This window comes from Methanobrevibacter sp., assembly GCF_030539665.1.
Lineage (GTDB): Archaea > Methanobacteriota > Methanobacteria > Methanobacteriales > Methanobacteriaceae > Methanocatella.
Window position 1 is genome coordinate 23,175 of sequence record NZ_JAUNXR010000004.1, and the last position, 22,232, is coordinate 45,406.

Genomic DNA, 22,232 nt, shown 5'->3' on the forward strand with positions numbered 1-22,232 from the left:
AATGTTAAATACTATTAAGGATATTGTAAGAAAAAGCTCAATTCATGTTTGTATTGTAAATTGTGGGGGATGTAATGGTTGTGATGTGGAATTAGTTGCATTATTATCTCCAAGATACGATTTAGAGCAATATGGTATTTATGTTCACAACAATCCTCGTGAAGCTGATGTTCTATTGCTTACTGGAGCAGTTACAGAGCAATGGGTAACTGACCTTAAAAGAATTTATGATAAAGCACCTGAACCAAAGATTGTTGTGGCAGTTGGTAATTGCCCTATTTCTGGGGATGTATTTAATCAGGAAGGTGGGAAAGTTCATGCTCCTGCATCAAATTTCATACCTGTGGATGCATCTATTCCAGGTTGTCCGCCACGTCCAAGCGAGATTTTAGAAGCTATTCTTGCTGTTGGACCAGATGCTATAGCTCAACGTGGGAGGGAAGATGGATGATATTACCTATTGGACCAATTCATCCAGGTTTAAAAGAACCTTTAAGGCTTAAACTTCAAACTGAAGGTGAAAGGGTCATTAAAGCTGAAATTGAATATGGTTATGTTCATAGAGGAATTGAGAAAATAATTGAAGGTAAAAATTGGCAAAAAGCTATTTATTTATGTGAAAGGGTATGCGGTATCTGTTCTTATGAACACACTCAGACTTTCGCAGAATCAATTGAAAGGATTTCAGGAGTGCAGGCACCGTTAAGAGCTCAATTTTTAAGAGTAATTACCAACGAACTTGATAGGATTCAAAGTCATTTGCTTGCTAATTCAACATTTTTCAAGTGTCTCGATCATGAAACATTATTCATGCAAGTTCTGGACATGAGAGAATACATTATGGATTCTATTGAATTGCTAACTGGAAATAGGGTTAATATGGGTTGGAATGTAGTTGGTGGAGTTAAAATGGATGCCGATGAAAGATTTTTCAATCCTATTCTCGAAAATCTTAAAATTGTTGAAAAACAATTGCCTCTTACTCGTGAATTATATGCAGAAGGGCCTGTTGTGGCTTTAAGGTCAAAAGATGTAGGAAAAATGACCAAAAAAGAAGCTATTAAAGGAAGAGCAGTAGGGCCTATTGGAAGAGGATCAGGAATAAAATACGATTTTAGAGAAGAGCATTACACTTACAAGGACCATTTCGATTTCAAACCGATCTGGAGAAAGGAAGGAGACAATTATGCAAGAACTTTAAACAGGTTTGATGAAATTCCAGAATCCATTAGCTTAATAAGGCAAGCTATTGACAACATGCCTAAAGGAGATATAAGAACTCCTGTAGATATTAAAACAGGATTCGTAACTCATAAAAATGAGGCTCCTCGTGGTGAAGTTACCTATATGGTTGAAACTAACGGTAATCTAATAAAAAATATTTCCATAAGGACTCCTAGTATTTCCAACATCGATGCTTGCGCTAAATATATGTTGAAAGATGTGGCAACCATTGCTGATGCTGTTGCAACTTATGCTTCTAGTGATCCATGCATTGCATGTGCTGAAAGGGTAGCTATTACTAATGAACATAATCAGACAGTTAAAAAAGACTTATTTGAGGTAATTTAAATGTCTTCTCTAATTTGGTACATTTATGATTTTGCAAGAAAGGCATGGGTGGATAAGTTTTCCAATGCATACACTCGTCAAAATATTATGGATAAACCTCAAAGGTTCAGAGATTTTCCAAAGGTTAATAAGGAGTACTGTATAGCTTGTGGTGCATGTACTGCTTCATGTCCGTCTCCTCATGCAATTATCCTTGTCAGGGATGAAGACGGCGAAGAAGGACAAGGACTTACCTATCCTGTCATTAATAATGGGGCATGCATTCGTTGTGGTTTTTGTGCTGAAGTTTGTCCAACCGATCCTAAAACATTGGAATGTGGTGAAAATCATCTTATTAAGCCGGAATTCAACATAATTCCTTCCAAAAGACAGTACATAGTTGATGATTATCTTTGCATTAGATGTAAAAAATGTATGAAAACATGTCCTGTTAATGCAATATCTGTTGTGGATGACAGAATTGTAGTGGATCAACTTAAATGTATTCATTGTAATGAATGTGTTGATGTTTGTCCTGTGGAAGGTGCAATGAAAGCAGTAATTGTGGATAATTTGCAAGATCAAAAAGATTTAATTGCTCTTGTTGTGACTTTCTTGGAGAACTTTATTGAATCCAAAACTGATGATTTAAGAAGCCTTAAAAAGGATTCATTATTGCAATATGAAGTTCCAATCACTGAAATTTGGGATCAGGCACTGGAGATAATTCCTGATGGTGAAATTGCTATGGAAATTATTAGGAAAGCAGTTAATAGAATGAAAATAAGGATTATTGATTGGGATTCTGAAAAATGTAAAAAATGTCAATTATGTATTCCTGAATGTCCTACTGATGCAATTAGTTTCGATGAAGAAAATGATATTGTTGTTAGGGACTCTGAAAAATGTTTAAGATGTAGTATTTGTTATCAGACCTGTCCTTTTTCAGTTATTAAGTATTTCCTGGCTAAATTTGCACTTGAACAGAATGAAGATGGTGATGAAGTAATTTACGTTAGTGTAAGAAATTCTAATTTATCTAATGATATTGTGGTGGACTGATATTAATGATTGATAGTTATACAAAGACTCCAAGACCAATTAGGGATGTGGATATTGAATATTCAATAGATCAAAGTAAATGTGATATTTGCGTAGACAAGCCATGTCTTGCCTCTTGTCCTATTGAAGCGATATTGCTTGATCCTGTTGATGGCCATACTAAAATCAACAGTACATGTTTTGGTTGTGTATTATGTCGTAATGCATGTCCTTATGATGCAATTACAATTCATAAGCATATGGCTCCACCAATCAAAGAAAACGTTCCAAACATTAATTCTAAATTATGTAAGGCTTGTGGGGCATGTGTGCAGGCTTGTAAAACTGGTGCTATTCATATTAATGCCACAGGCTCTGGAGAAGCCCACAGTGAAATAGATCCTGAAAAGTGTATTCGTTGTGGATATTGCTTCAGGGTATGTCCTACAGATGCAATCAAGTATGGTGAGCTAATTCCAAAAACTGTAAAGGGTGGAAAAGCTATTGTTATTCGTGAAAATGATTGTATTGGGTGCATGACATGTACTCGTGTTTGTCCATCCATGGGAGCAATCGAGGTTAGTAAAACAAGCAGATTGCCTTATATCAATCCATCTTATTGTGCTAGATGTGAGGAATGTATGCATTCCTGTCCTTCTGGAGCTATTAAATACTCTTCACGTAAAAGGGCTTTTTCAACTTATGCTGACATTAAATACTTTGATATTGTTTCTGAAATTGTTAATAAAGACATGAAAAAGCTTTCTTTCAATATTGTGGGCCTTAATGATGTTTTATCAAACATTGCAAATAATTTGATGTTGCAGTTTGATGATGAGCCTGCTGTGGAATATAGGGAAGTGGAAGTTTCTAAAATATTGATAGAAAAAGAATTGGGATTGGTTCTTGATAGCAGTATTGAAGTGGATAAATTTGGAAATATTCTTGACAGCAAGCTTGTTAAAAGACATATTGATGTCATGGCTTCAAAATGTATTGCATGTGGTGAATGTTTAAATGTCTGTCCTGTATCTGCAATTAGGTTAAACCCTCCAAATCCTATTGAAATTCAGGACAACTGTGTTTACTGTGGTTTATGTGCAGATATTTGTAAATTTGATGCTATTAAGGTTTATGATGACTATTATTACAGCAAAGACGATAATCTCTACTTTGCCCGTCGTTATGTTGACGGAAAAAGGAAAGGCAATTTCTCATTGTCTGATTGCAAATGCCAAGTCTGTACAATCTGTGTTAAAAATTGTCCAACTGCTACACTTTCCTGCGAGGATGAAAAAATCCTCTTTGATGAACCTAAGTGTATTTATTGTAGGGAATGTGAACAGATATGTCCTGTGGACGCCATTGTTATAAAGTTTGATGAAGAATAAGTTGGAGTTGTAAAATTGAAAGCAAAATCTTACATCACAGATTGTGAAGGGCCATTGTCTTTAAATGATAATGCCTATGAATTGGCAGACCATTTTATTGAAGATGGGGGAGAATTGTTTAAAACTCTTAGCTTATATGATGATTATTTGGTTGATGTTGTTAAGAAGGAGGATTACAAGGCAGGCAATACATTAAAGCTTATACTTCCATTTTTCTTAAATGAGGGCATTACTAATGATGATATGGTTGAATTTTCCCGAAACAACATTTTTATCTTGAAGGATTCTGAAGATTTAATTAATCACATTAAAAATACAATGAATCATTATATAGTTAGTACTAGCTATGGTCAATATATTGAAGCACTCTCTCAATATATGGACTTTCCATTTGAAAATACATTTTTCACAGATGTAGATATGGATATGACCATTACAAATAATGAAAAGGAATCGATTAATAATTTCAAAAAACAGATTCTTGAAAACCCCGAAAACTACGAATTGTTTGATAAAATATTCTTTGAAGAAATTCCGAAGATGGGCTTCTACAACTCAATAAAGGATATCGAAGTTGTTGGAGGGGAAGGTAAAAAAATAGCTATTGAAAGAATAATCGAAGACGAAAACATAGACCAGAACAATATCTTCTACATTGGAGACAGCATCACTGATGTCGAACCATTGGAATTTGCAAAAGACCATGGTGGAATCAGCGTTTCATTTAATGGAAACAAGTATTCACTTAAGGCGGCGGAAATCGCTATCGTATCTCCATCTGCAGCTGCAAGTCTTCTGATTGCAGATTTGTATAATAGAAACGATAAGGATGCTGTTTTAAAGTTCATTGGGGAATATAACCAGTCAGAAAATATTGAAGAATTGTTAAATAGATATAATATTGATGATTCGGTAAAAAGCAAATTTTTAAATACTTTTTCAAATAAAACTTATCCGCTTATTAAAATTATAACTGATGATAATTTTGATGAAATTTTAGATATAAGTAGTGAAATGCGAAATACAATTCGCGGACAAAATATAGGAGAATTAGGATAAAGAGGTAATAATATGGATTATAGTCACGTGGAAGACACTTATTTCGAAGCTTTTGAAGGAAAATATGTAAGGGCATTAATAACTGCTCCAAATATGGAAATTTTAAAAAAGGCAGCTTATGATTCAACTGCAACTCCAAGTGCGGTAATTGGTAGAGTTGAAGGTGGAGTTGAAGGGTTTTTACCGAAAAGTGAAACTCCTGACGGCCGTTATGGTGCAGTAGTGCAATACTGGCTCGGTGGAGATGATGTGGATAAATTCGCATTTGAATTATCTTATAGATTAAGGCAGGATATTCTTGTAAAACCGTTCACACGTGTTTTTGATTATGCCGATAAGGTTTCTGACGAATATATTGAAATGATGGATATTGTGGGCCACTGTGGAGATGGCTACGAATGGATTATTGAAAAATACAATAGGAGAATGATTAACGTTCCGATTGCAGTTCCTGACTTCCAAATCGAAGAGAAATTCACATTGAATGATGGGATTATGGGCGCTAACTTCTGGTATTTGTGTTCAACACAGGAAGCGGTTTTAAGAGCAGGTAAAAAGGCTCTTGATGCGATAATGGCTGTGGAAGGAGCTACAACTCCATTTGACGTATGTTCTGCAGCTTCAAAACCGGAGACTAATTTCCCGGAAATCGGACCAACCACAAACCATGTTTACTGTCCGTCATTGAAGGATAGACTTGGAGAGGAGTCCAAGGTGCCTAATGATATTAATTACATCCCTGAAATCGTAATTAACGCAACTGACGAAAAGGCAATGAAAGAAGCTGTAAAGGCAGGTATTGATGCTGTTTTAGAATTTGAAGGCGTCCTTGCAGTATCTGCAGGTAATTATGACGGTAAACTTGGAGATAAAATTTATAATTTACTTGATTTGTTAAAATAGGTTTAATAATATGAGAATTCTAGATAACGATATTGATGTGGATGTAATAGGCTTCGGTGCTTTAAACGTTGATAAGCTTTTCAGCGTTGAAAATATTGCATGCAAGGATCAGGAAAGTTTTGTAAAATCACAAAAAGACACACCTGGCGGCTCTGCAGCTAACACCATAATAGGCCTTTCCAGATTGAACAGGAAAACATCCATCATCGGTAAAATAGCTGAAGATGATGAAGGTGAAGTTATTGAGCTTAATTTAGCTTTCAATGGTGTTTATACAAATAATTTAATTTACTCATCAGAAGGCAGTACAGGTAAGGTATTGGGTTTTGTTGACAGTGAAGGAAATCGTGCACTTTATGTTGATGCCGGTGTAAATGATGAGATAAAAATAGCCGAAATAAATCCGAGAAATGTCAATGTTTCCAAGATAATGCATTATACTTCATTTGTGGGGGACAGCTTTAAAACTCAAATAGAGCTTTTGGATGATTTAAAGGAGGACATGATTTTAAGCTTTGACCCTGGAATGATCTATGTTGAAAAGGGTTTGGAAGCACTAAAACCAATATTGGAAAGGACCAATATCCTTTTGATTAACGAATCCGAATTAAGAATTCTTTACGATGATTTAGAGGAATCATCCATAGAGGAACTGGCTAAAAAGGTTTTGGATTCTGGAATAGAAACCGTTGTTGTTAAAAAAGGAAGCGAAGGAGTGTATGCAACCACTTACACTGAAAAATGCGATGTTCCTGCCTTTAAAAGCAAGGTTGTAGACACCACTGGTGCAGGAGACAGTTTCAACAGCGGATTTTTATATGGCCAGTTAAACGGATTCAATTTGGAGCAGTCTTGCATATTGGGTAACTTTACAGCAAGCAAGGCTATTGAAGCTATTGGAATGGAAAATTTCCCTACTGAAGAGGATTTAAAAAAATTGATTAACAGTTGGTAATATTATGGACATATCTTTTGATAAAAAAATAAAAAGTTTAGAACATAGCGTTTATTTGAAATCTGTTGATTTGGAAGACAATAACGATGATTTTAAATTTGAATTGGGGGATTTCCAATCTGAAGTGGAATTGATAGCTATTGGTTCTGATTGTGTTAGATGCAATCTATGTGTTGAGGTATGTCCGGTTGATGCAATCGATGAGGCCAATCTTTTTAAAATAGCTGAGATACGACAGGATGACTGCGTTAAATGTGAAATCTGTGTTCAAACATGTCCAATCACATGTATTAAAATCATTAAGAACCTTGTTGAATTCAGTGCAGATGAAGGGGATGTTGTTAAATATTACCTCTCTGAAAGAACCATTCCCCATAGAATCATTAGGATGGAGGACATAGCCATTGATTATGAGACATGTAATGCTGAGGGGGACGTTCCTAAATTCTGTCCGACAGGTGCATATACCTTTGAATTTAAGGAATACTTCGAAGATCATGATATTGAAGTTGATATTGCTCTTGAAGAGGATACTCTTTATCCGGTCATTGATAAGAAACTATGTATTGGATGCGGTGCCTGTCTTGTAACTTCAATCGGCGACTTTATAACTTTAAAGAGGTATGTCGGATCTTTGATAAATACCAAAAATCTTGAAATTAATCAGGATATTTGTGTAAACTGTTATTTATGTGAAGAAAATTGCCCTACAGATGCAATCAAACTTGAAAATGGAGAAGTTGTTTTAGATGATGACAAATGTATAAGATGTATAGAATGTACCAGCTGCTGCCCTGTAGGTGCATTAAAACTTGTAAAAGAAGAGGAGGATGAATAAAATGAGAGCTAAACAATTGATGGATACAAAATTTGCATATATTCATGCTAATGATGCAGTGGAAGATGTTGCAAAGGTAATGGAAGAAATTCGTAGATTCACTTGTCCTGTTGTAGACGAAGACATGAAATTGATAGGTTGGGTAACTTCCTTTGACATTACAAGGGGACTGCGTGAAGGCATAGATAAAATTTCAGATGTCATGAGTTCCGCTGATGAGGTGGAGACAATAAACGAAAATGCACCGGCAAGATTGGCAGTAATAATGACTGCAGACAATCATTATGTCGCAGTGCCAGTTTTAAATGACAATAATCAGGTTGTCGGTATTATAAGATCATGCGATATTGTAAAGCTATTGTCAGCACTTTACGATATTAAGGTATCAAGCATATATGAAGCTATGCAAAAGCAGCTCAAGGGAGTAAGCTGGGAAGACTTAATGGAAGCTTCCGCTGCAGTTTCCAGAAGGGCTACTGGAAGAAAAATCACTCCTGAGGAATATGAAAACAACATAAACAATTCAACATTCGGTGAAGCTATTTGGGCAACTGGAGGTCTTGAAAACTTCTTCGCAGGCTTGATTTCTGTTGGTGAATTAGTTTTAGCACGTCGTGTTGGAAGAGCGAGAAAATAATTATTTTACCTTTTTAGGAAGTTTTAATGTGGTAGATGGAAAAATTTTAGAAAAGCAAAATCAATTGATTGAATTGGTATCTAACTTTTGTGATGAGGAGTTAGACGAAGGATATAAAAACGCATCCATATCTTTAATTGAAAAAATGGGTGAAATGGAAGATGTTCCTTTCAAAAGAGGAAAGCTTGAAATCTGGGCAAGCGGAATAATCAACGCTTTAGGCCAGATCAATTCCCTTTTTGACAAGGATTTAGAGTTTAATAAAACTCCTGATGACATTTGCAATTATTTCCAGACCAAAAAACCTACTGTATCTCAAAAATCAAAACTAATTAGGGACATGTTTGATTTGGATGAGGACGGAAAAGAATTTTTAATAGGTGATGATGTTGAAACAGAAAGTTCATCAGATTCAGATTCTGAAGGTTTGTTGGTTCCTGCTGACAATGAGGATGGTCTTGATGACCTTTATAAGGAAATGGTTGGAAAATCCATTAGTATAGCTGATAAGGAAGATGTTGCAGGTTTGAACGAATCAGATTATGGTGTTGGCAATTACCATAGTAATTTCAGTTCGTTGGAGGAGTATGAATTTGCAATTGATCATTTCAAGGAAATGAAAGGTGAAGATTATTTCGCTGAAAACAAGGGCAAGTTTTGGCAGCTTTTAGAAACAAGGTATTTCATGCAGAACGTAATGGATTATGCAAATTTACTTTGGCGTGTTGGTAGAAAGCAGGATGCTGTTGTTAATTTGGAATATCTTCTTGAATTAAATCCTGGGGATCATCAGGGAGTTAGGGACCTTTTAATTAACTATCTCATTAATTTGAATAGGTTGGATGAAGCTGAAAAGTTAATCAATCTTTATGATTTTGAATCTACTGCAAACTGGGACTATTCAAAATTGTTGATAGCTATTAAAAATAAGGAAGGCAAGGATGTCATTCGCGAATTGTATGATGATGCGTTTTCCAACAATCATCATGTGGTTGATTTCATCCTCTCTAAAAAGCAGTTTGGGGAATGTCCTAGAACCTATGTTCTTGGGGATGAAAACGAAGCTATTGTTTACATGTTCCTGTCCGAAAACAATTGGAAAGACAAGAAGGCTTTAAAGACTCTAAAGAAATTGTCTAAAAACAAGTTTTAGATTCATTTCTTCTATTTCGGATATTGGTTTGAATTTAAGGTTCCACCAATATTTCTTCCAATTTTAATTTTTGAAACTAATTTATCGAAAACTTTATATATGTCAATAAACTAATAGTATGTAATCGGTCGAAAGCCGATTTGATTATATGTGATATTGGTTGTGATGTAATATTTTAACCACAAAATAACAACATTTATATAATATTAAACACATATATTATAATGTAGGCGATTGCTTCCTACTGATTTTGTAGATGTCTAATTTATGCTAAAGATATTATGACCTGACGTAATAGATGATGAACAGCTTTCAAGAACAATCAACGATTTATTTTTTTTTAAACAAATGTTGTTTTTTGGCTGTTTTGGCTTTGAACTGATTTGTAATGATGTGTTAGCTTGGCTCATCGTTAAAATCAGGCGAATTGGACATGGTGAGTAAATAAAATTTAAAGATACAATGTCAATCTATAATACCCACATTCAAAAACAGAACGAAGTCCTTTGTATTGTTGCAAACTCAATAGGTTATTTTCATGTAATGTCTGAAAACGTTCCTTCCCTTAAGGATTATAATGCGGAGCTTTCCAGATACATGTGGACCCTTAACCTTGTTGATTTAAGGAATATGGAATCCTAACCTTTTATTTTTTTATTAGGCATGGTGTTAATTGAAATTTTTTCATGATAGAGGATAGAAAATGGTTTTAGATGCAAAAAGTATTTCAAGGTATTCAACTGATAAATCAAATAAGAGAATTATGCAAGAGAATGTTTATGAAAACAACCGCAAAAAATGTCCTGATTGCGGATCTGAAAATCTGTATGCTGATGGCAGAAAGGCTGAGGTCTTTTGCTTGTCCTGCGGTTGTGTTTTGGATGAAAATATTATGGATCAGGGTCCTGACAAGAGATCATATTTTTCTTATGACGCAAAGACAAATTCCAGATGGGGAGCTCCAACCTCCGGTAGAACTCATGACAGGGGAATGTCCACCACTATTGGCAATCTGACTCGAGATGCAAATGGGAGGACAATTCCTGCAGCCAATAGGGCCAAGTTTTTCCGCTTAAGAAAATGGAATAACAGATGCAGAGTCTCCAATGGAAGGGAACGCAATCTGGCTGTGGCCCTCTCTCAGCTTGACAGATGTTCCTCTAATCTAAGCCTTCCGAAAAGCATACGTGAGGATGCATCTTCAATATATCGCCAGGCTTTTGACAATAATTTGATTCGAGGTAGAAAAATCGAGGAGGTTGTTGCAGCTTCAATTTATGCGGCTTGCAGAAGATGTGGAGTTCCAAGAACTTTAAATGAGATTTCTGAAGTTTCATCACTTTCAAGAAAACAGATCGGGCGCAATTACAGGCACCTATCAGGCAAATTGAATCTGAATGTAAATCCGAGTTCGCCTAAGGATTATGTTCCAAGATTTGCAAGCAGTCTTGAACTGTCCGGTGAAATTCAGGCAAAAACCATGGATCTGATTCAAAAGGCTTCAGACAAGGGGTTGCTTACTGGGAGAGGCCCTGCAGGTATTGCTGCTGCTGCGTTGTATGTTGTATGCAATTTAATGGGTGAGAGAAGAACTCAAAGGGAAATAGCGGAAATAGCTGGAGTTACTGAAGTCACCATAAGAAATCGCTACAGGGAATTGTCAGAAGTTTCATTGGGAATCTCTATATGATTCCTTCTTTTTTTTTAGCTATTTATGTTCATCTAAGGAATTTTTGATGAAAATGAATTTTGTAAGGAATTGGAATTGGGAGGATTTTTATCCGTACCCAAATGTCGCTATGTTCCCTTTAGGGTCGTAAATCCTGAAATAGCCGTCCTCATAGCTGACCCTTTTGTATCCCTCACCATAATATTCTGTTGAAACAGGCTTTACAGGTAATTCCCTGTCGGAATAGGACTGTGTCTTTTCATTCCAAACCTTGTCTGATGATTGTGAGCTGGATTTGGAACTTGATGTGCTCTGCTGTGAAGTTTCGCTTACTGCATCTTCAGTTATGTTTTTAATCGGTTCTGTTGCATTTGTCGTGTTGTCAATAGCTTCAACAGCAGCATTGTTTTCATTTGAAATTATCAATGCTCCTGCAACTATGCAACAGCCGACGATGACGGCTGCCGCAATTATTATCATTTCATTGGTTTTCATGGTACTATTTCTGTTAGCACATGATATATAATTGGCCCTTTTCACAACATTTAATTACTTTTTCCGACCAATGATATTACATATAGTACATATCGGTGATATTTATGGGTGAAGACTTATTGTTAAAAAACACTATCGAAAAGGTCAAGGACTTTTTGAGTGATGAAATAAAAGAGATAACTGTTGAAAGGGCAGTGATAGGCCTGTTTTTTACAGGGGTTAAGCTAAATGTTGGCGAGGGAGGTGTCTGTTTTACACCAATTAAGGAAATTCCTGAAGCCGTTTGTTGTCCAAGTTCAGCCAGGGCAATGCCAATGTCAGGTAAGCTAAGTGGGAGAGGTGTTGAAAAGTACTTGAAGGATATTTTCAGTGGAAACATAATGCGTAGGACTTTGGGAATAGCTACTTTAAATGCGCTTAGTGCTTATTGCTGGAGCAAGGGTATTGATAGAAACTATGAAATAATTGAAGGAAAAGATGCATTTGATGATATTGTTTTTGAAAATGGTGAAAAAACTGTAGTTGTAGGTGCATTGGTTCCTGTTTTAAGAACACTTATTGCAGGAAATCATGATTTCAGAGTTCTTGAGATGGATGCATCAACACTTAAGGGTAAGGAATTGGATCATTTTTCACCTTCACAGGACTATCCTCTTTATGTTCCTGAAGCAGATCACATTATAATAACGGGGGTTACAATTCTAAACGATACATTGATGGATATCTTGAAGGAAGCTAAACCGGGGGCGGAGATTCTGGTAACAGGTCCTACAGCAAGCATGCTTCCAGACGCGTTCTTTGACGAGGGAGTGACTGCAATGGGCGGAATATTGGTTACCAAACCTGATGAATTGCTTGATGTAATTTCAGAAGGCGGTTCAGGTTATCATTTCTTTGGAAAATCTGCTGAACGTCTTGTTATTAGGAAGAATGAATAATTTCTTCCATTTTCTTATTTTAACACAATTTTTATATACTATTTAATAACAAAATAGTATGTTAGAAATAATTAGTATAATATTGTTCATAGCTCAAATCATAATATCCTTTTTATTGATTTACGAAGCTTTGAAGAACAAGGGTGAAAACTATATTCTTACAGTAATGGCAGGTATTGCATTTTTACTATTGGGATTATGCGGATTGTTTATAAACGTTTATATGGCTGTGATTTTGGTAGTTTTCATGATTGCATATTCAATATTGATAATCAGAGCTAAAAATGTAATGAAATGGGATTTGATCATTTATGTTGCCATATTATTGCTTGCAATAGCTAGGGAAGCTATCATATTATTTTAAACAAAGACCAATTGGATGAGAACCATATAAACAGCAGTTCCTCCAACAATGCTTAAAATAATGTTTTCTTTCCAATACTGCAACACAGCTACAATTGCACAAGCTAAAGCTTCTGGAATTCCAAAGGGGGAAGTTACAATCGAAACTGTACGTAAACAGTAAATTATGAGCATTGCTATGATTGCCTCTGGCAAAATGTCACCAAGATAAAGGATGATTTTAGGAGTTTTTTCAGGGTCGTGGAAAATCAAAAATGGAGTTTCCCTTAATAGGATTGTTACAATTGACATTATGGCAATAGCTATTGCTGCCATCATCGGTTCATTCACAGACCTCTCCTCCAACATTTTCTAGTTTTTCACGGAACAATAGCAATGCAAATGTAATCATAAGCATGGCAGGTATGAGAAATCCTTCGCTACCGAATATTATTAAGCAGACAACAGAGCATGCTATGCCGATAATGGCAGGAATGTGGTTGTCTGTGGCTTTCCATTGTGACACAAAGGCAGCTACGAAAATTGCAGTCATCGAAAATTCAATTCCGGAACTGTTGAAGGGCAAGATTTCTCCCAGAAGGTTCCCTATAATCCCTCCAACAATCCAATAGCACTGATTGAACATTGAAAGGAAAAAACGATATTCGTGCTTGTTGGTACCTTCAGGATAATGCCCGTCACATAATAGTGAATAAGTTTCATCAGTTAAAGCGAATGCAAGATAGGCCTTCTTTTTTCCAGCTCCTCTATACTCCTTAATCATTGAAATGCTGTAGAATAAATGGCGAGCGTTAACTGCAAATGATGTTATGATGATGTTTATTATTCCTGCCCCTCCTGCTATGAGGCCCACTCCAACATATTGCAATGCACCTGCATATATCAGAACTGACATTGCAAAGGCCCAGAGAACACCATAACCTGCATCACGAAGTAGAACACCAAAACCAATTCCCAAAAGTAGATATCCTGCCATTATTGGAATGGATGTTTTAAACGCTTCTTTAACTGCAGTTTTTCTCATGATTCACCAAATAAAGGAAGTTTTTATATTGAAAAATATGAATTGATTTATTTTTTATTGCTTTCCATTATGGAATGAACGCTTTCGATGAAGCCAATTTCATCTTTCAAGTATTTGGAATCTTCCTCTGCAATTATCTGCTTGCATAATTCCATTGTTTCTTGATAGGCCTCTTCATTCTCTTGTTCAAGATATAATGTTAACTTGGCTATTATTGCCTCATCCTTCCTGTCAGTTCTGTTTTCTATCAATTCATCAAAAATAGCTATTGCATCATCATATTTTCCAATTTCGGTGTAAACCTGACCCTTCTTAAGTTTTGCATCATTATTTTCAGGATCCAGGCTCAATATTTTGTCATAGCAAATCATTGATTCGTCATTGTGTCCTGTTTCAAACAGTGCAACTCCCATCAAATCCCATGGCCTGATGTCGGTAGGTTCAATTTCAATGGCCTTTTCGGTTAATTTCAAGACCTTTTCAATGTCATCTTCTCTAAAGTATGCGTGTTCTGCCTCTTCCATGATTTTGTCGATTTCGCTCATCTTGCTCTCTCCTTTATTTGAATATATGATTTATGATTAATATATATCGTTAGTTTTATAATATTATGTATACATATTTTACATGAGATTTTAATAAATGAATAACAAACAACTGTTGATAATCGCTGTAGCCATCATTTGTGGCTGTTGCATAATTGCAGGTGCTCTGGTTTATTCCAGTAGGATGGCTGATGCAAATGCCGCTGCAATTAACAATACTGCAAATTCAAGTGAAGAAATTAAGAATGTAACTGAAGACGTCCAAACACAGTCTTCAGGCAGCCAATCATCATCCAACGGCAAATCCGGCGACGGCTCCTATAAGGAATGGTCTGACCAGGCAGGAGGATACATTACAATAAATGGTTATGATGATTTGGGTAATGGGTACAAATCTTACAATTATAAGGGTTCCGATGGTGTGACCTATTATAATATCTATGATTCAAATGGTCGTGAATGCACTGAGGAATACTACAACTAAATAAAATAACCATCATGTTTATAAATAATCAAAACATATTATTTACTATCGTTAACTTATTAACGATTAACAACTTTTTTTGGGATGAATTCCCTGGATGTGGCCATTAAGGCTGAACGAAAAGGTGTTTAAATATGTCAATGTATAAATATATTAGAGATGCATGGAAAAACCCAGATGAGTCCTACGTACGTGAACTCATGTGGCAAAGAGCTCCTAAATGGAGAAGAGAAAAAGCTGTTCAAAGAATTGACAGACCAACTAGAGTAGACAGAGCTAGAAGCTTAGGATACAGAGCTAAAAAAGGTTTTGTTTTAGTAAGAACTAGAGTAAGACGTGGTGGAAGAAGAAAATCACGTTTCAAACATGGTCGTAGGCCTAAAAGAATGGGTGTAAACAAAATTACTCAAGCTAAATCTATTCAAAGAATAGCTGAAGAACGTGTAGCTAAAAAATATCCAAACTTAGAAGTTTTAAACTCCTACTGGGTATGGGCTGACGGTAAATATAAATATTATGAAGTAATTTTAGTTGATCCACAAAGTCCTTCCATTGTTAACGATAAAAAGATCAATTGGATCTGTTCCAACAAACACACTAACAGAGCTCTTAGAGGTTTGACTAGTGCTGGACACAAAGGACGTGGATACAAAAGCAAAGGAAAAGGTAGTGAACAAGCAAGAAGACAAGGTTAGTCTTCTTTCCTACATTTTTTCTTTTTTTTAAATAAACTTTTTTTCTGATTAAAATGATACACAACATTCGTTTTCGTGAGTTCGTCTATGAAGATGAGGATTTGGATGAACTTAAACAGGCAATACTTAATATCTTTCCCGATGCTGAAATAGAGGTTGAAGAAGCTGAAGGAATGACTGAAAATAAAATTCTGATTTTATCTGGCGTTATTGATAAAAAAAGACAGACCAAAGAATTTTTCAACAAGCTATTGGAACTTGATGATGAGATTTTGGACAAGCTTGTGGATGATCTTGACAGAAAGGTTGATGAGAATGGTAACCTTTTCTTAAGACTTTCAAAGGAAGATGCTGTTGATGAGAAGATGACCATTGTGGATTCTGGAGATTCAATTCACTTAAAAATCAAAATCGCCGCATATCCTGCAAAGAAGGATGTGGCCATTAAAAAGTTAAAAGAAGCTATTGAATAATTTTATTCTATTTTTTCTATCTTTTTGTTTATTTTCAGATTTTTTCAAATAATCTTTACAATATTCTTGTTATATTTCTATTTTTTCTATCTTTATTCATTTTAAACGATTTATCTATTTTTTTTGGTTTGACTAAATTAATTTCATTTTTTTTAGGAATGCTTAAAATTTATTTAATTTTTTCCACCAATAAAACGAATTTGTTTAATAAGTTCAATGAAATTTAATAATTTCTGACTTTTATCAACTTTTTTTTAATAATTTTGAATAATCTTCAGAAAATGTCTATTTTAACTAAATAAACCCAATTCAAACTTATTTTTGTTATTGGGGTAATATTTATATAGTTAATTAGATATATAAAGGTATAGATTGGTATTTTAAATTATGTTTATTATATTGATCTGTTTTTTTATATATTTCCCAGCTCGAATATAAGTCACTGTCAAAAATTAGTGTGTTTACAAGTTGCAATTTTATGGGCTATGTTTCTTGATAAATTCATGCGTTTTTTGTTTTAGCATAGCTAATCGAATCACAAATTTTTGATTTAAACAATATTCAAAAATAAAGATTGGAAATCTATTCTAATTTTGTCCAAAATTTTTTTATAAATTTCTAATCGCCCAAAATTTTTGAATGAACCAAATTTAGAAACTGTCTTTGACCTTAAACGGTTAGGAACAACCCGATATTTTAATCAAAAGTTAAAATAGGAGGTTGGAAAATGAAATTAATGAAAAAAGAGGTTCAAACAAAAAAATCAAGCGAAAATGTTACAAGAAGGATGAGAGAAGATGAAAAAATTAATTATGCTGCAACTCACGACGTTGGTGAGGTTCTTTCCAATTTAAACTCGGATTTAAACGGATTAGATACATTTGGAGTAGATGATAGTAGAGACAAATACGGCGACAATAAAATTTCCTATGGTGAGGAACAGTCCCTGATTAGCAAGATCGCCGATGCATTCATTAATCCGTTTACTTTAGTACTATTATTTTTAGCAGGAGTATCTGCATTAACAGACATGGTATTCCCATTTTTTGAACTGTTTGGAAATACCGTAGGTGATTTTGACTGTTTAACAGTAGTCATTATTGTTGTCATGGTATGCATCTCAGGTGGATTGCGTTTTATTCAAGAACAGAGAAGCGGAAATGCCACAGAAAAGCTATTGTCAATGATAACAACAATCTGTGATGTAATACGTAATGGAAAACAGGAAGAAATTGATCTTGATGATGTGGTAGTCGGAGATATTGTCAAATTGTCTGTAGGGGACATCATACCTGCAGACATGAGGATTTTGGAAGCTAAAGACTTATTTATCAGCCAATCATCTCTTACAGGGGAAAGCGAACCAATCGAAAAGGTAGCTACTGTTGACACCAAGCACGATGCGATAACAGAATACAACAACATTGCTTTTATGGGGAGCAATGTAATTTCAGGATCAGCTTATGGTGTTGTTGTGGCTGTAGGTGACAATACCCTATTCGGTAGCATGGCTGCTGAAGTAGGAAAGGAACATGTTGAAACAAGCTTTACAAAAGGAATAAACTCAGTGTCATGGGTTCTAATAAGATTCATGCTGATCATGGTCCCTGTTGTATTCTTCATAAACGGATTCACTAAAGGAGACTGGCTCCAGGCATTCTTGTTTGCAATTTCCATTGCAGTGGGTTTGACTCCTGAAATGCTTCCGATGATAGTTACAACCTGCCTTGCAAAAGGTGCAGTTGCAATGAGTAAAAAGAAAACTATCATTAAAAATTTAAACTCAATTCAAAACTTCGGAGCTATCGACGTTTTATGTACAGATAAAACAGGCACATTGACTCAGGACAAGGTAATTCTGGAATATCATTTGGATGTTATGGGAAATGATGATGACCGCGTACTAAGGCACGCTTATCTAAACAGCTATTTCCAAACAGGTTATAAAAATCTAATGGATAAGGCCATCATTGAAAAAACAGAAGAACAAGAAAATGAAAATCCAAAATTGCTAGATTTATCAGAAGCATATGTTAAAGTAGATGAAATTCCATTTGATTTTACACGTAGGAGATTGTCCACTGTAGTTAAGGACAAAAACGGCAAAACACAAATGGTTACAAAAGGTGCTGTTGAAGAGATGCTAGATATCTGTTCATCAGTTGAATATAATGGTAAAGTTGAAAAATTAACCGAAGATTTAAAAGAAAAAGTGTACAATCAAGTTAACAAACTCTCTGAAGAAGGATTCAGGGTAATTGCACTTGCACAAAAGAACAATCCGTCTCCTGTAGGGGAATTTTCTGTTGATGATGAATGTGACATGATTCTAATGGGATATCTGGCTTTCTTAGATCCTCCTAAAGAATCAACAGAGGAAGCTATCAAAGCCTTAAAAGAATATGGCGTAGTTACCAAAATCCTAACAGGAGACAATGAAAAGGTTACAAGGACTATCTGTAAAAAAGTAGGTATGGAAGTCCGCAACATGGTTGTCGGAAGTGAGATTGATGCTTTGACTGATGAGGAATTGGCTGAAATAGCTCAGGAAACTGATGTATTTGCTAAATTAACTCCTGATCAAAAATCAAGGGTTGTAACTGTTTTAAGAGAAGCAGGACATGTTGTCGGATACATGGGTGATGGAATAAATGATGCAACAGCAATGAAGGCATCAGACATTGGAATTTCTGTAGATACTGCAGTGGATGTTGCAAAGGAATCCGCTGACGTTATCTTGCTTGAAAAGGACTTGATGGTTTTGGAAGAAGGAATCATCGAAGGACGTAAAACATATGCAAACATGATTAAGTACATCAAAATGACTGCGTCCTCAAACTTCGGAAACATGTTTTCCGTATTGGCCGCATCTGCACTGCTTCCATTTTTACCAATGTTAAGCATTCAAATCATTTTATTGAACTTAATCTACGACTTGTCATGTACTGCAATGCCATGGGACAATGTTGATAAAGAGTTCCTACAAATCCCTAGAAAATGGAATGCATCATCAATTGGCAAATTCATGATTTGGATTGGCCCTACAAGTTCGATATTTGACTTTACAACCTACATTTTCATGTATTTTGTATTCTGTCCGATATTCGTATCAAACGGTATTCTCTTTACAGATCTCCCAGCACATTTCTCAGGTGCAGAACTGGCCAGGGTATCAGCATTATACATTGCAATGTTCCAGGCAGGATGGTTTGTTGAATCAATGTGGAGTCAAACATTTGTTATCCATATGTTACGTACACCAAAACTTCCATTTATACAAAGTAGAGCATCCTTGCCGGTTACAGTATTGACATTTACCGGAATTATTGCATTGACACTCATTCCATTCACTCCATTTGGAGTAGCTTTAGGAATGACTGCATTGCCAATGTCTTACTTCATTTACCTGATACCATGTATATTGCTGTACATGCTGCTAGCTACAAGCTTGAAGAAGGCATTCATACGCCATTACGGAGAACTATTATAGGGAGGTAATAAAATGGAATGGAATAGTATTTGGTTAAGCCTTTTTGGAACAACAGATTATTTAGGATTTAACATGGGATTCTGGGTCTCCTTAGTTGTTGTTGCATTGGTGGTCGTTATAATGAACGTAGTATTCTGGAACATGAAACCTTATAGTGAAACACAGTCAAAAGAAAATTAAAAATGGTTTTTATCAACCATTTTTCCTCCATTTTTTTTATTTTTCCCTATTTTCATACCAATAAAAAATGTTTTGAGAGGAAGATAAATGATGTTGTCCTCCCTTTCGATATTTTGGGTTGTATTGGATATGATTATTCCATATTCTGATTTGTAGTTGCTTATGGCTTTTGATATCTGTTTTTTACTTTTTTTACTAATGAAAGACATTCTCGTTTACCTCACACTTTTTTTATTTGCTGTTTTTATAATGAAAGTGATGTAAACGACAGTAGATATTAATGTTGTTTTACTCTACACTTTTTTCATATACTTTTGCAATATTTTTTTTAGTAAACCTCTTATTTTTGAAACAATATGATGGTTTACCCAATATTTTTTTATAAATATCATTTTAGAAAATATTATTAATGAATATTTTTCATAAAATTGTTCTAGTTTTTGGCAAATTAATGTTTAGTTATATGCAAGAGTTAGATTTTTTCCAATAATATTCAAATAGCGAAAATATTGGAATTTTCACTAATATTTTTGAAAGAGCCATTGTTGTATCTCGCAACATTTATATATTTCTTTTTTCTAATATTTTAATTGTTGACAAATGCAACATTTATGAAATAATGTATATGAAGAAATTTGTATTTGGAAGACTTAAATCAAAAAATAAAAGAAAATATTTAAGAATGGTTGGTATAATGAGAGATAAATTGAGTATTATTATTTTTTTATTAGCTTTTGGTACATTTGGTATTTTAACTACTGAAATGGGTTTTGTAGGAATATTGCAATTAGTTGCAACAAAATTCAATGTATCTGTAGGTCAGGCTAGTCTTTTTGTAAGCTTATTTGCATTGGGAGTAGCTATTGCAGGAATTATAATGCCATTAATCTTTTCTAAATTTAATTATAAAAAATCTCTGCTTTTGGTTTTGTTAATTTTTGTTATTTCCAATATTTTATCAATATTTGTAACAGATTTTAATTTAGCTTTAATAATTAGGGTTATTCCTGCTTTTTTTCATCCGATATTTTGTTCATTTGCACTTACTTTGGCTGCTGATTTAGTTAATCCTGATGAATCATTAAAAGCAGTTTCAAGAGTAATAATGGGTGTTTCTGCAGGAATGGTTCTAGGAGTGCCTATTATTAACTTTTTAGCATTTAATGGATCTTATCAAATTGCAATGTTGTTTATGGCTATAATTAATGCAATATCATTTATAGGATTGCTTATTTTCATGCCATCTATAGAACCAAAAGAATCAATTTCTTATGGTGATCAGGTATCTGTAATTAAAAAACCAGTATTTTTATTATCTATTTTAGGAGTAGTATTTTTAACTGCAGGTCTTTATAGTGTTTATAGTTTTATTTCCGTTTATTTAAGCGATGTAAGTCATATTGTTGGATTTGTTTTAACATTTGCACTATTTTTATATGGCCTTACAAGCATTATTGGAAATTATATTGGTGGTCATTTGCTATCTTTCAAACCAATTAAAACAGTTTTTGCATTTCCTTTTGTATTATCTGCAATTTATCTATTGATTTTTGGATTTAATCAATTCGTTGTAGTTATGTTAATAATTATAGCAATTTGGGGAGTTATTGCAGGACTTGGGAATAATATCCAACAGTATTGGATTGTATCATCAGCACCTGAAGCACCGGAATTTGCAAATGGAATATTTTTATCAAGCGGAAATGTAGGTATAACTATAGGGACTGGATTAAGTAGTATGTTAATTGCAGGTATTGGAATTGATTATATATTATTTGGAGGTATTTTTTGGTTAATATTGGCACTTATAAGTGTGGTGATTAGAAATATTTTCAATAAAAGGTTACATAATACAAATCAATCCTACTAAATTTTACCAATTTTAAATACAAGACCTTTAAATACTACATTGGATTAATAATAATTAAAAATTTTTAAGGAGATGAAATTATGAAAGGTGGAGTTTTCTACGGTAAAGGTATTAGAGAGTTAAAATAGGAAGAACCAGATTTATACACACTTGCAGAATCAATCAGCAATGTTTGTTATAACGGTCAAGTTCTTGACTACAAAACACAAAAATTAATAGCCATTGGAATTGAAGCTTCCAAATCAGATGCAAGAGTTATTAAACAACAAATGATCAGTACCATGCAAGAGTTAGGTGCTACAAAAGAAGAAATAATGGATGTTTTAAGATTAGTTCTCATCACATCTGGAATGCCTGCTTTCAATAAAGCATTTAAAATCTTTAATAGCATCTAAATATTATTACTTTTTTTTATTTGGGGGTGTTCGCTAGATGTGGGTTTTGAATTTTGGTGCGAAAATTTTTTTGATTAATTTTT

At 34.5% G+C, this 22,232-nt stretch carries 25 protein-coding genes and 1 pseudogene; 21 read left to right on the forward strand and 5 right to left on the reverse strand.

All coding sequences use genetic code 11. The features are described 5' to 3' along the window. Nucleotide 1 precedes the first annotated feature (1 nt). From Q4P18_RS05720 to Q4P18_RS05775, 12 genes are all read left to right on the forward strand, one after another. On the forward strand, nucleotides 2–451 hold the full coding sequence (locus Q4P18_RS05720) for an NADH-quinone oxidoreductase subunit B family protein (RefSeq protein WP_303336651.1): 450 nt from the start codon (nucleotides 2–4) through the stop codon (nucleotides 449–451). Further along, complete coding sequence (locus Q4P18_RS05725) at nucleotides 448–1,572, forward strand: nickel-dependent hydrogenase large subunit (protein WP_303336653.1); 1,125 nt, start codon at nucleotides 448–450, stop codon at nucleotides 1,570–1,572. The genes Q4P18_RS05720 and Q4P18_RS05725 overlap by 4 nt, the downstream gene beginning before the upstream one ends. Then, nucleotides 1,573–2,613: a 4Fe-4S binding protein gene (locus Q4P18_RS05730; RefSeq protein WP_303336655.1), complete on the forward strand. Its 1,041-nt coding sequence runs from the start codon at nucleotides 1,573–1,575 to the stop codon at nucleotides 2,611–2,613. Further along, nucleotides 2,610–3,983 (forward strand): 4Fe-4S binding protein, encoded by a 1,374-nt coding sequence (locus Q4P18_RS05735; RefSeq protein WP_368660196.1) that lies wholly within the window; start codon nucleotides 2,610–2,612, stop codon nucleotides 3,981–3,983. Before Q4P18_RS05730 ends, Q4P18_RS05735 begins: the two co-directional genes overlap by 4 nt. Before the next feature lie 15 nt (nucleotides 3,984–3,998). Then, on the forward strand, nucleotides 3,999–5,042 hold the full coding sequence (locus Q4P18_RS05740) for an HAD hydrolase family protein (protein ID WP_303336659.1): 1,044 nt from the start codon (nucleotides 3,999–4,001) through the stop codon (nucleotides 5,040–5,042). Between the two features lie 12 nt (nucleotides 5,043–5,054). Beyond that, complete coding sequence (locus Q4P18_RS05745) at nucleotides 5,055–5,945, forward strand: formylmethanofuran--tetrahydromethanopterin N-formyltransferase (protein WP_303336661.1); 891 nt, start codon at nucleotides 5,055–5,057, stop codon at nucleotides 5,943–5,945. Nucleotides 5,946–5,955: 10 nt separating this feature from the next. Further along, on the forward strand, nucleotides 5,956–6,900 hold the full coding sequence (locus tag Q4P18_RS05750; protein ID WP_303336664.1) for a carbohydrate kinase family protein: 945 nt from the start codon (nucleotides 5,956–5,958) through the stop codon (nucleotides 6,898–6,900). A gap of 4 nt (nucleotides 6,901–6,904) precedes the next feature. Beyond that, a complete protein-coding gene (locus Q4P18_RS05755; protein ID WP_303336666.1) occupies nucleotides 6,905–7,738 on the forward strand; it encodes a 4Fe-4S binding protein in 834 nt (277 codons plus the stop codon). A gap of 1 nt (nucleotide 7,739) precedes the next feature. Next, on the forward strand, nucleotides 7,740–8,375 hold the full coding sequence (locus tag Q4P18_RS05760) for an HPP family protein (protein ID WP_303337218.1): 636 nt from the start codon (nucleotides 7,740–7,742) through the stop codon (nucleotides 8,373–8,375). 28 nt (nucleotides 8,376–8,403) lie between these two features. After that, nucleotides 8,404–9,528 (forward strand): DUF6398 domain-containing protein, encoded by a 1,125-nt coding sequence (locus Q4P18_RS05765; RefSeq protein WP_303336668.1) that lies wholly within the window; start codon nucleotides 8,404–8,406, stop codon nucleotides 9,526–9,528. Nucleotides 9,529–9,990: 462 nt separating this feature from the next. Further along, nucleotides 9,991–10,170, forward strand: a complete 180-nt coding sequence (locus tag Q4P18_RS05770; RefSeq protein WP_303336670.1) for a hypothetical protein — start codon at nucleotides 9,991–9,993, stop codon at nucleotides 10,168–10,170. A gap of 121 nt (nucleotides 10,171–10,291) precedes the next feature. Continuing rightward, the gene (locus Q4P18_RS05775) at nucleotides 10,292–11,218 is read left to right on the forward strand and encodes a transcription initiation factor IIB (RefSeq protein ID WP_303337220.1); all 927 of its coding nucleotides are present in this window, start codon (nucleotides 10,292–10,294) and stop codon (nucleotides 11,216–11,218) included. An 87-nt stretch (nucleotides 11,219–11,305) separates the two neighbouring features. Here the strand turns inward: Q4P18_RS05775 and Q4P18_RS05780 are convergent, their stop codons facing one another. Further along, the gene (locus tag Q4P18_RS05780) at nucleotides 11,306–11,692 is read right to left on the reverse strand and encodes a hypothetical protein (RefSeq protein WP_303336673.1); all 387 of its coding nucleotides are present in this window, start codon (nucleotides 11,690–11,692) and stop codon (nucleotides 11,306–11,308) included. A 104-nt stretch (nucleotides 11,693–11,796) separates the two neighbouring features. Here Q4P18_RS05780 and Q4P18_RS05785 point away from each other — a divergent pair, with 104 nt between their 5' ends. Together Q4P18_RS05785 and Q4P18_RS05790 are read left to right on the forward strand one after the other, a co-directional pair. Further along, nucleotides 11,797–12,630, forward strand: a complete 834-nt coding sequence (locus Q4P18_RS05785) for a DUF364 domain-containing protein (RefSeq protein ID WP_303336675.1) — start codon at nucleotides 11,797–11,799, stop codon at nucleotides 12,628–12,630. Between the two features lie 58 nt (nucleotides 12,631–12,688). Beyond that, complete coding sequence (locus tag Q4P18_RS05790) at nucleotides 12,689–12,994, forward strand: hypothetical protein (RefSeq protein WP_303336677.1); 306 nt, start codon at nucleotides 12,689–12,691, stop codon at nucleotides 12,992–12,994. Here the strand turns inward: Q4P18_RS05790 and Q4P18_RS05795 are convergent. From Q4P18_RS05795 to Q4P18_RS05805, 3 genes are read right to left on the reverse strand one after another with little or no spacing between them, the layout of a single operon-like run. Then, nucleotides 12,991–13,323: a branched-chain amino acid transporter permease gene (locus Q4P18_RS05795; protein ID WP_303336679.1), complete on the reverse strand. Its 333-nt coding sequence runs from the start codon at nucleotides 13,321–13,323 to the stop codon at nucleotides 12,991–12,993. The two genes, Q4P18_RS05790 and Q4P18_RS05795, sit on opposite strands and share 4 nt — an antisense overlap. Then, nucleotides 13,316–14,017 (reverse strand): AzlC family ABC transporter permease, encoded by a 702-nt coding sequence (locus tag Q4P18_RS05800; RefSeq protein WP_303336681.1) that lies wholly within the window; start codon nucleotides 14,015–14,017, stop codon nucleotides 13,316–13,318. The genes Q4P18_RS05795 and Q4P18_RS05800 overlap by 8 nt, the downstream gene beginning before the upstream one ends. A 47-nt stretch (nucleotides 14,018–14,064) precedes the next feature. Then, nucleotides 14,065–14,562, reverse strand: coding sequence for a M48 family metallopeptidase (locus Q4P18_RS05805; protein ID WP_303336683.1), 498 nt, complete (start codon nucleotides 14,560–14,562; stop codon nucleotides 14,065–14,067). 97 nt (nucleotides 14,563–14,659) lie between these two features. Between Q4P18_RS05805 and Q4P18_RS05810 the strand changes: the two genes are divergently transcribed. The 5 genes from Q4P18_RS05810 to Q4P18_RS05830 all read left to right on the forward strand — a co-directional run bounded on the left by Q4P18_RS05810 (nucleotide 14,660) and on the right by Q4P18_RS05830 (nucleotide 19,884). After that, nucleotides 14,660–15,046: a hypothetical protein gene (locus Q4P18_RS05810; RefSeq protein ID WP_303336685.1), complete on the forward strand. Its 387-nt coding sequence runs from the start codon at nucleotides 14,660–14,662 to the stop codon at nucleotides 15,044–15,046. A gap of 140 nt (nucleotides 15,047–15,186) precedes the next feature. Beyond that, nucleotides 15,187–15,741 (forward strand): 50S ribosomal protein L15e, encoded by a 555-nt coding sequence (locus tag Q4P18_RS05815; protein ID WP_303337222.1) that lies wholly within the window; start codon nucleotides 15,187–15,189, stop codon nucleotides 15,739–15,741. Nucleotides 15,742–15,794: 53 nt separating this feature from the next. After that, nucleotides 15,795–16,214 (forward strand): RNA-binding protein, encoded by a 420-nt coding sequence (locus tag Q4P18_RS05820; RefSeq protein WP_303336687.1) that lies wholly within the window; start codon nucleotides 15,795–15,797, stop codon nucleotides 16,212–16,214. 727 nt (nucleotides 16,215–16,941) lie between these two features. Continuing rightward, the gene (mgtA, locus tag Q4P18_RS05825; RefSeq protein WP_303336689.1) at nucleotides 16,942–19,704 is read left to right on the forward strand and encodes a magnesium-translocating P-type ATPase; all 2,763 of its coding nucleotides are present in this window, start codon (nucleotides 16,942–16,944) and stop codon (nucleotides 19,702–19,704) included. A gap of 12 nt (nucleotides 19,705–19,716) precedes the next feature. Then, nucleotides 19,717–19,884 carry a hypothetical protein gene (locus Q4P18_RS05830; RefSeq protein ID WP_303336691.1) on the forward strand — a complete coding sequence of 56 codons (168 nt, stop codon included), beginning with the start codon at nucleotides 19,717–19,719 and terminating at the stop codon, nucleotides 19,882–19,884. Here Q4P18_RS05830 and Q4P18_RS05835 read toward each other — a convergent pair. Beyond that, nucleotides 19,881–20,093, reverse strand: coding sequence for a hypothetical protein (locus Q4P18_RS05835; protein ID WP_303336693.1), 213 nt, complete (start codon nucleotides 20,091–20,093; stop codon nucleotides 19,881–19,883). The genes Q4P18_RS05830 and Q4P18_RS05835 overlap by 4 nt on opposite strands. 416 nt (nucleotides 20,094–20,509) lie before the next feature. Here Q4P18_RS05835 and Q4P18_RS05840 point away from each other — a divergent pair, with 416 nt between their 5' ends. Continuing rightward, nucleotides 20,510–21,754 carry an MFS transporter gene (locus tag Q4P18_RS05840; protein ID WP_303336695.1) on the forward strand — a complete coding sequence of 415 codons (1,245 nt, stop codon included), beginning with the start codon at nucleotides 20,510–20,512 and terminating at the stop codon, nucleotides 21,752–21,754. An 80-nt stretch (nucleotides 21,755–21,834) separates the two neighbouring features. Further along, nucleotides 21,835–22,149: pseudogene (locus tag Q4P18_RS05845) on the forward strand (carboxymuconolactone decarboxylase family protein). Nucleotides 22,150–22,232 lie beyond the last annotated feature (83 nt).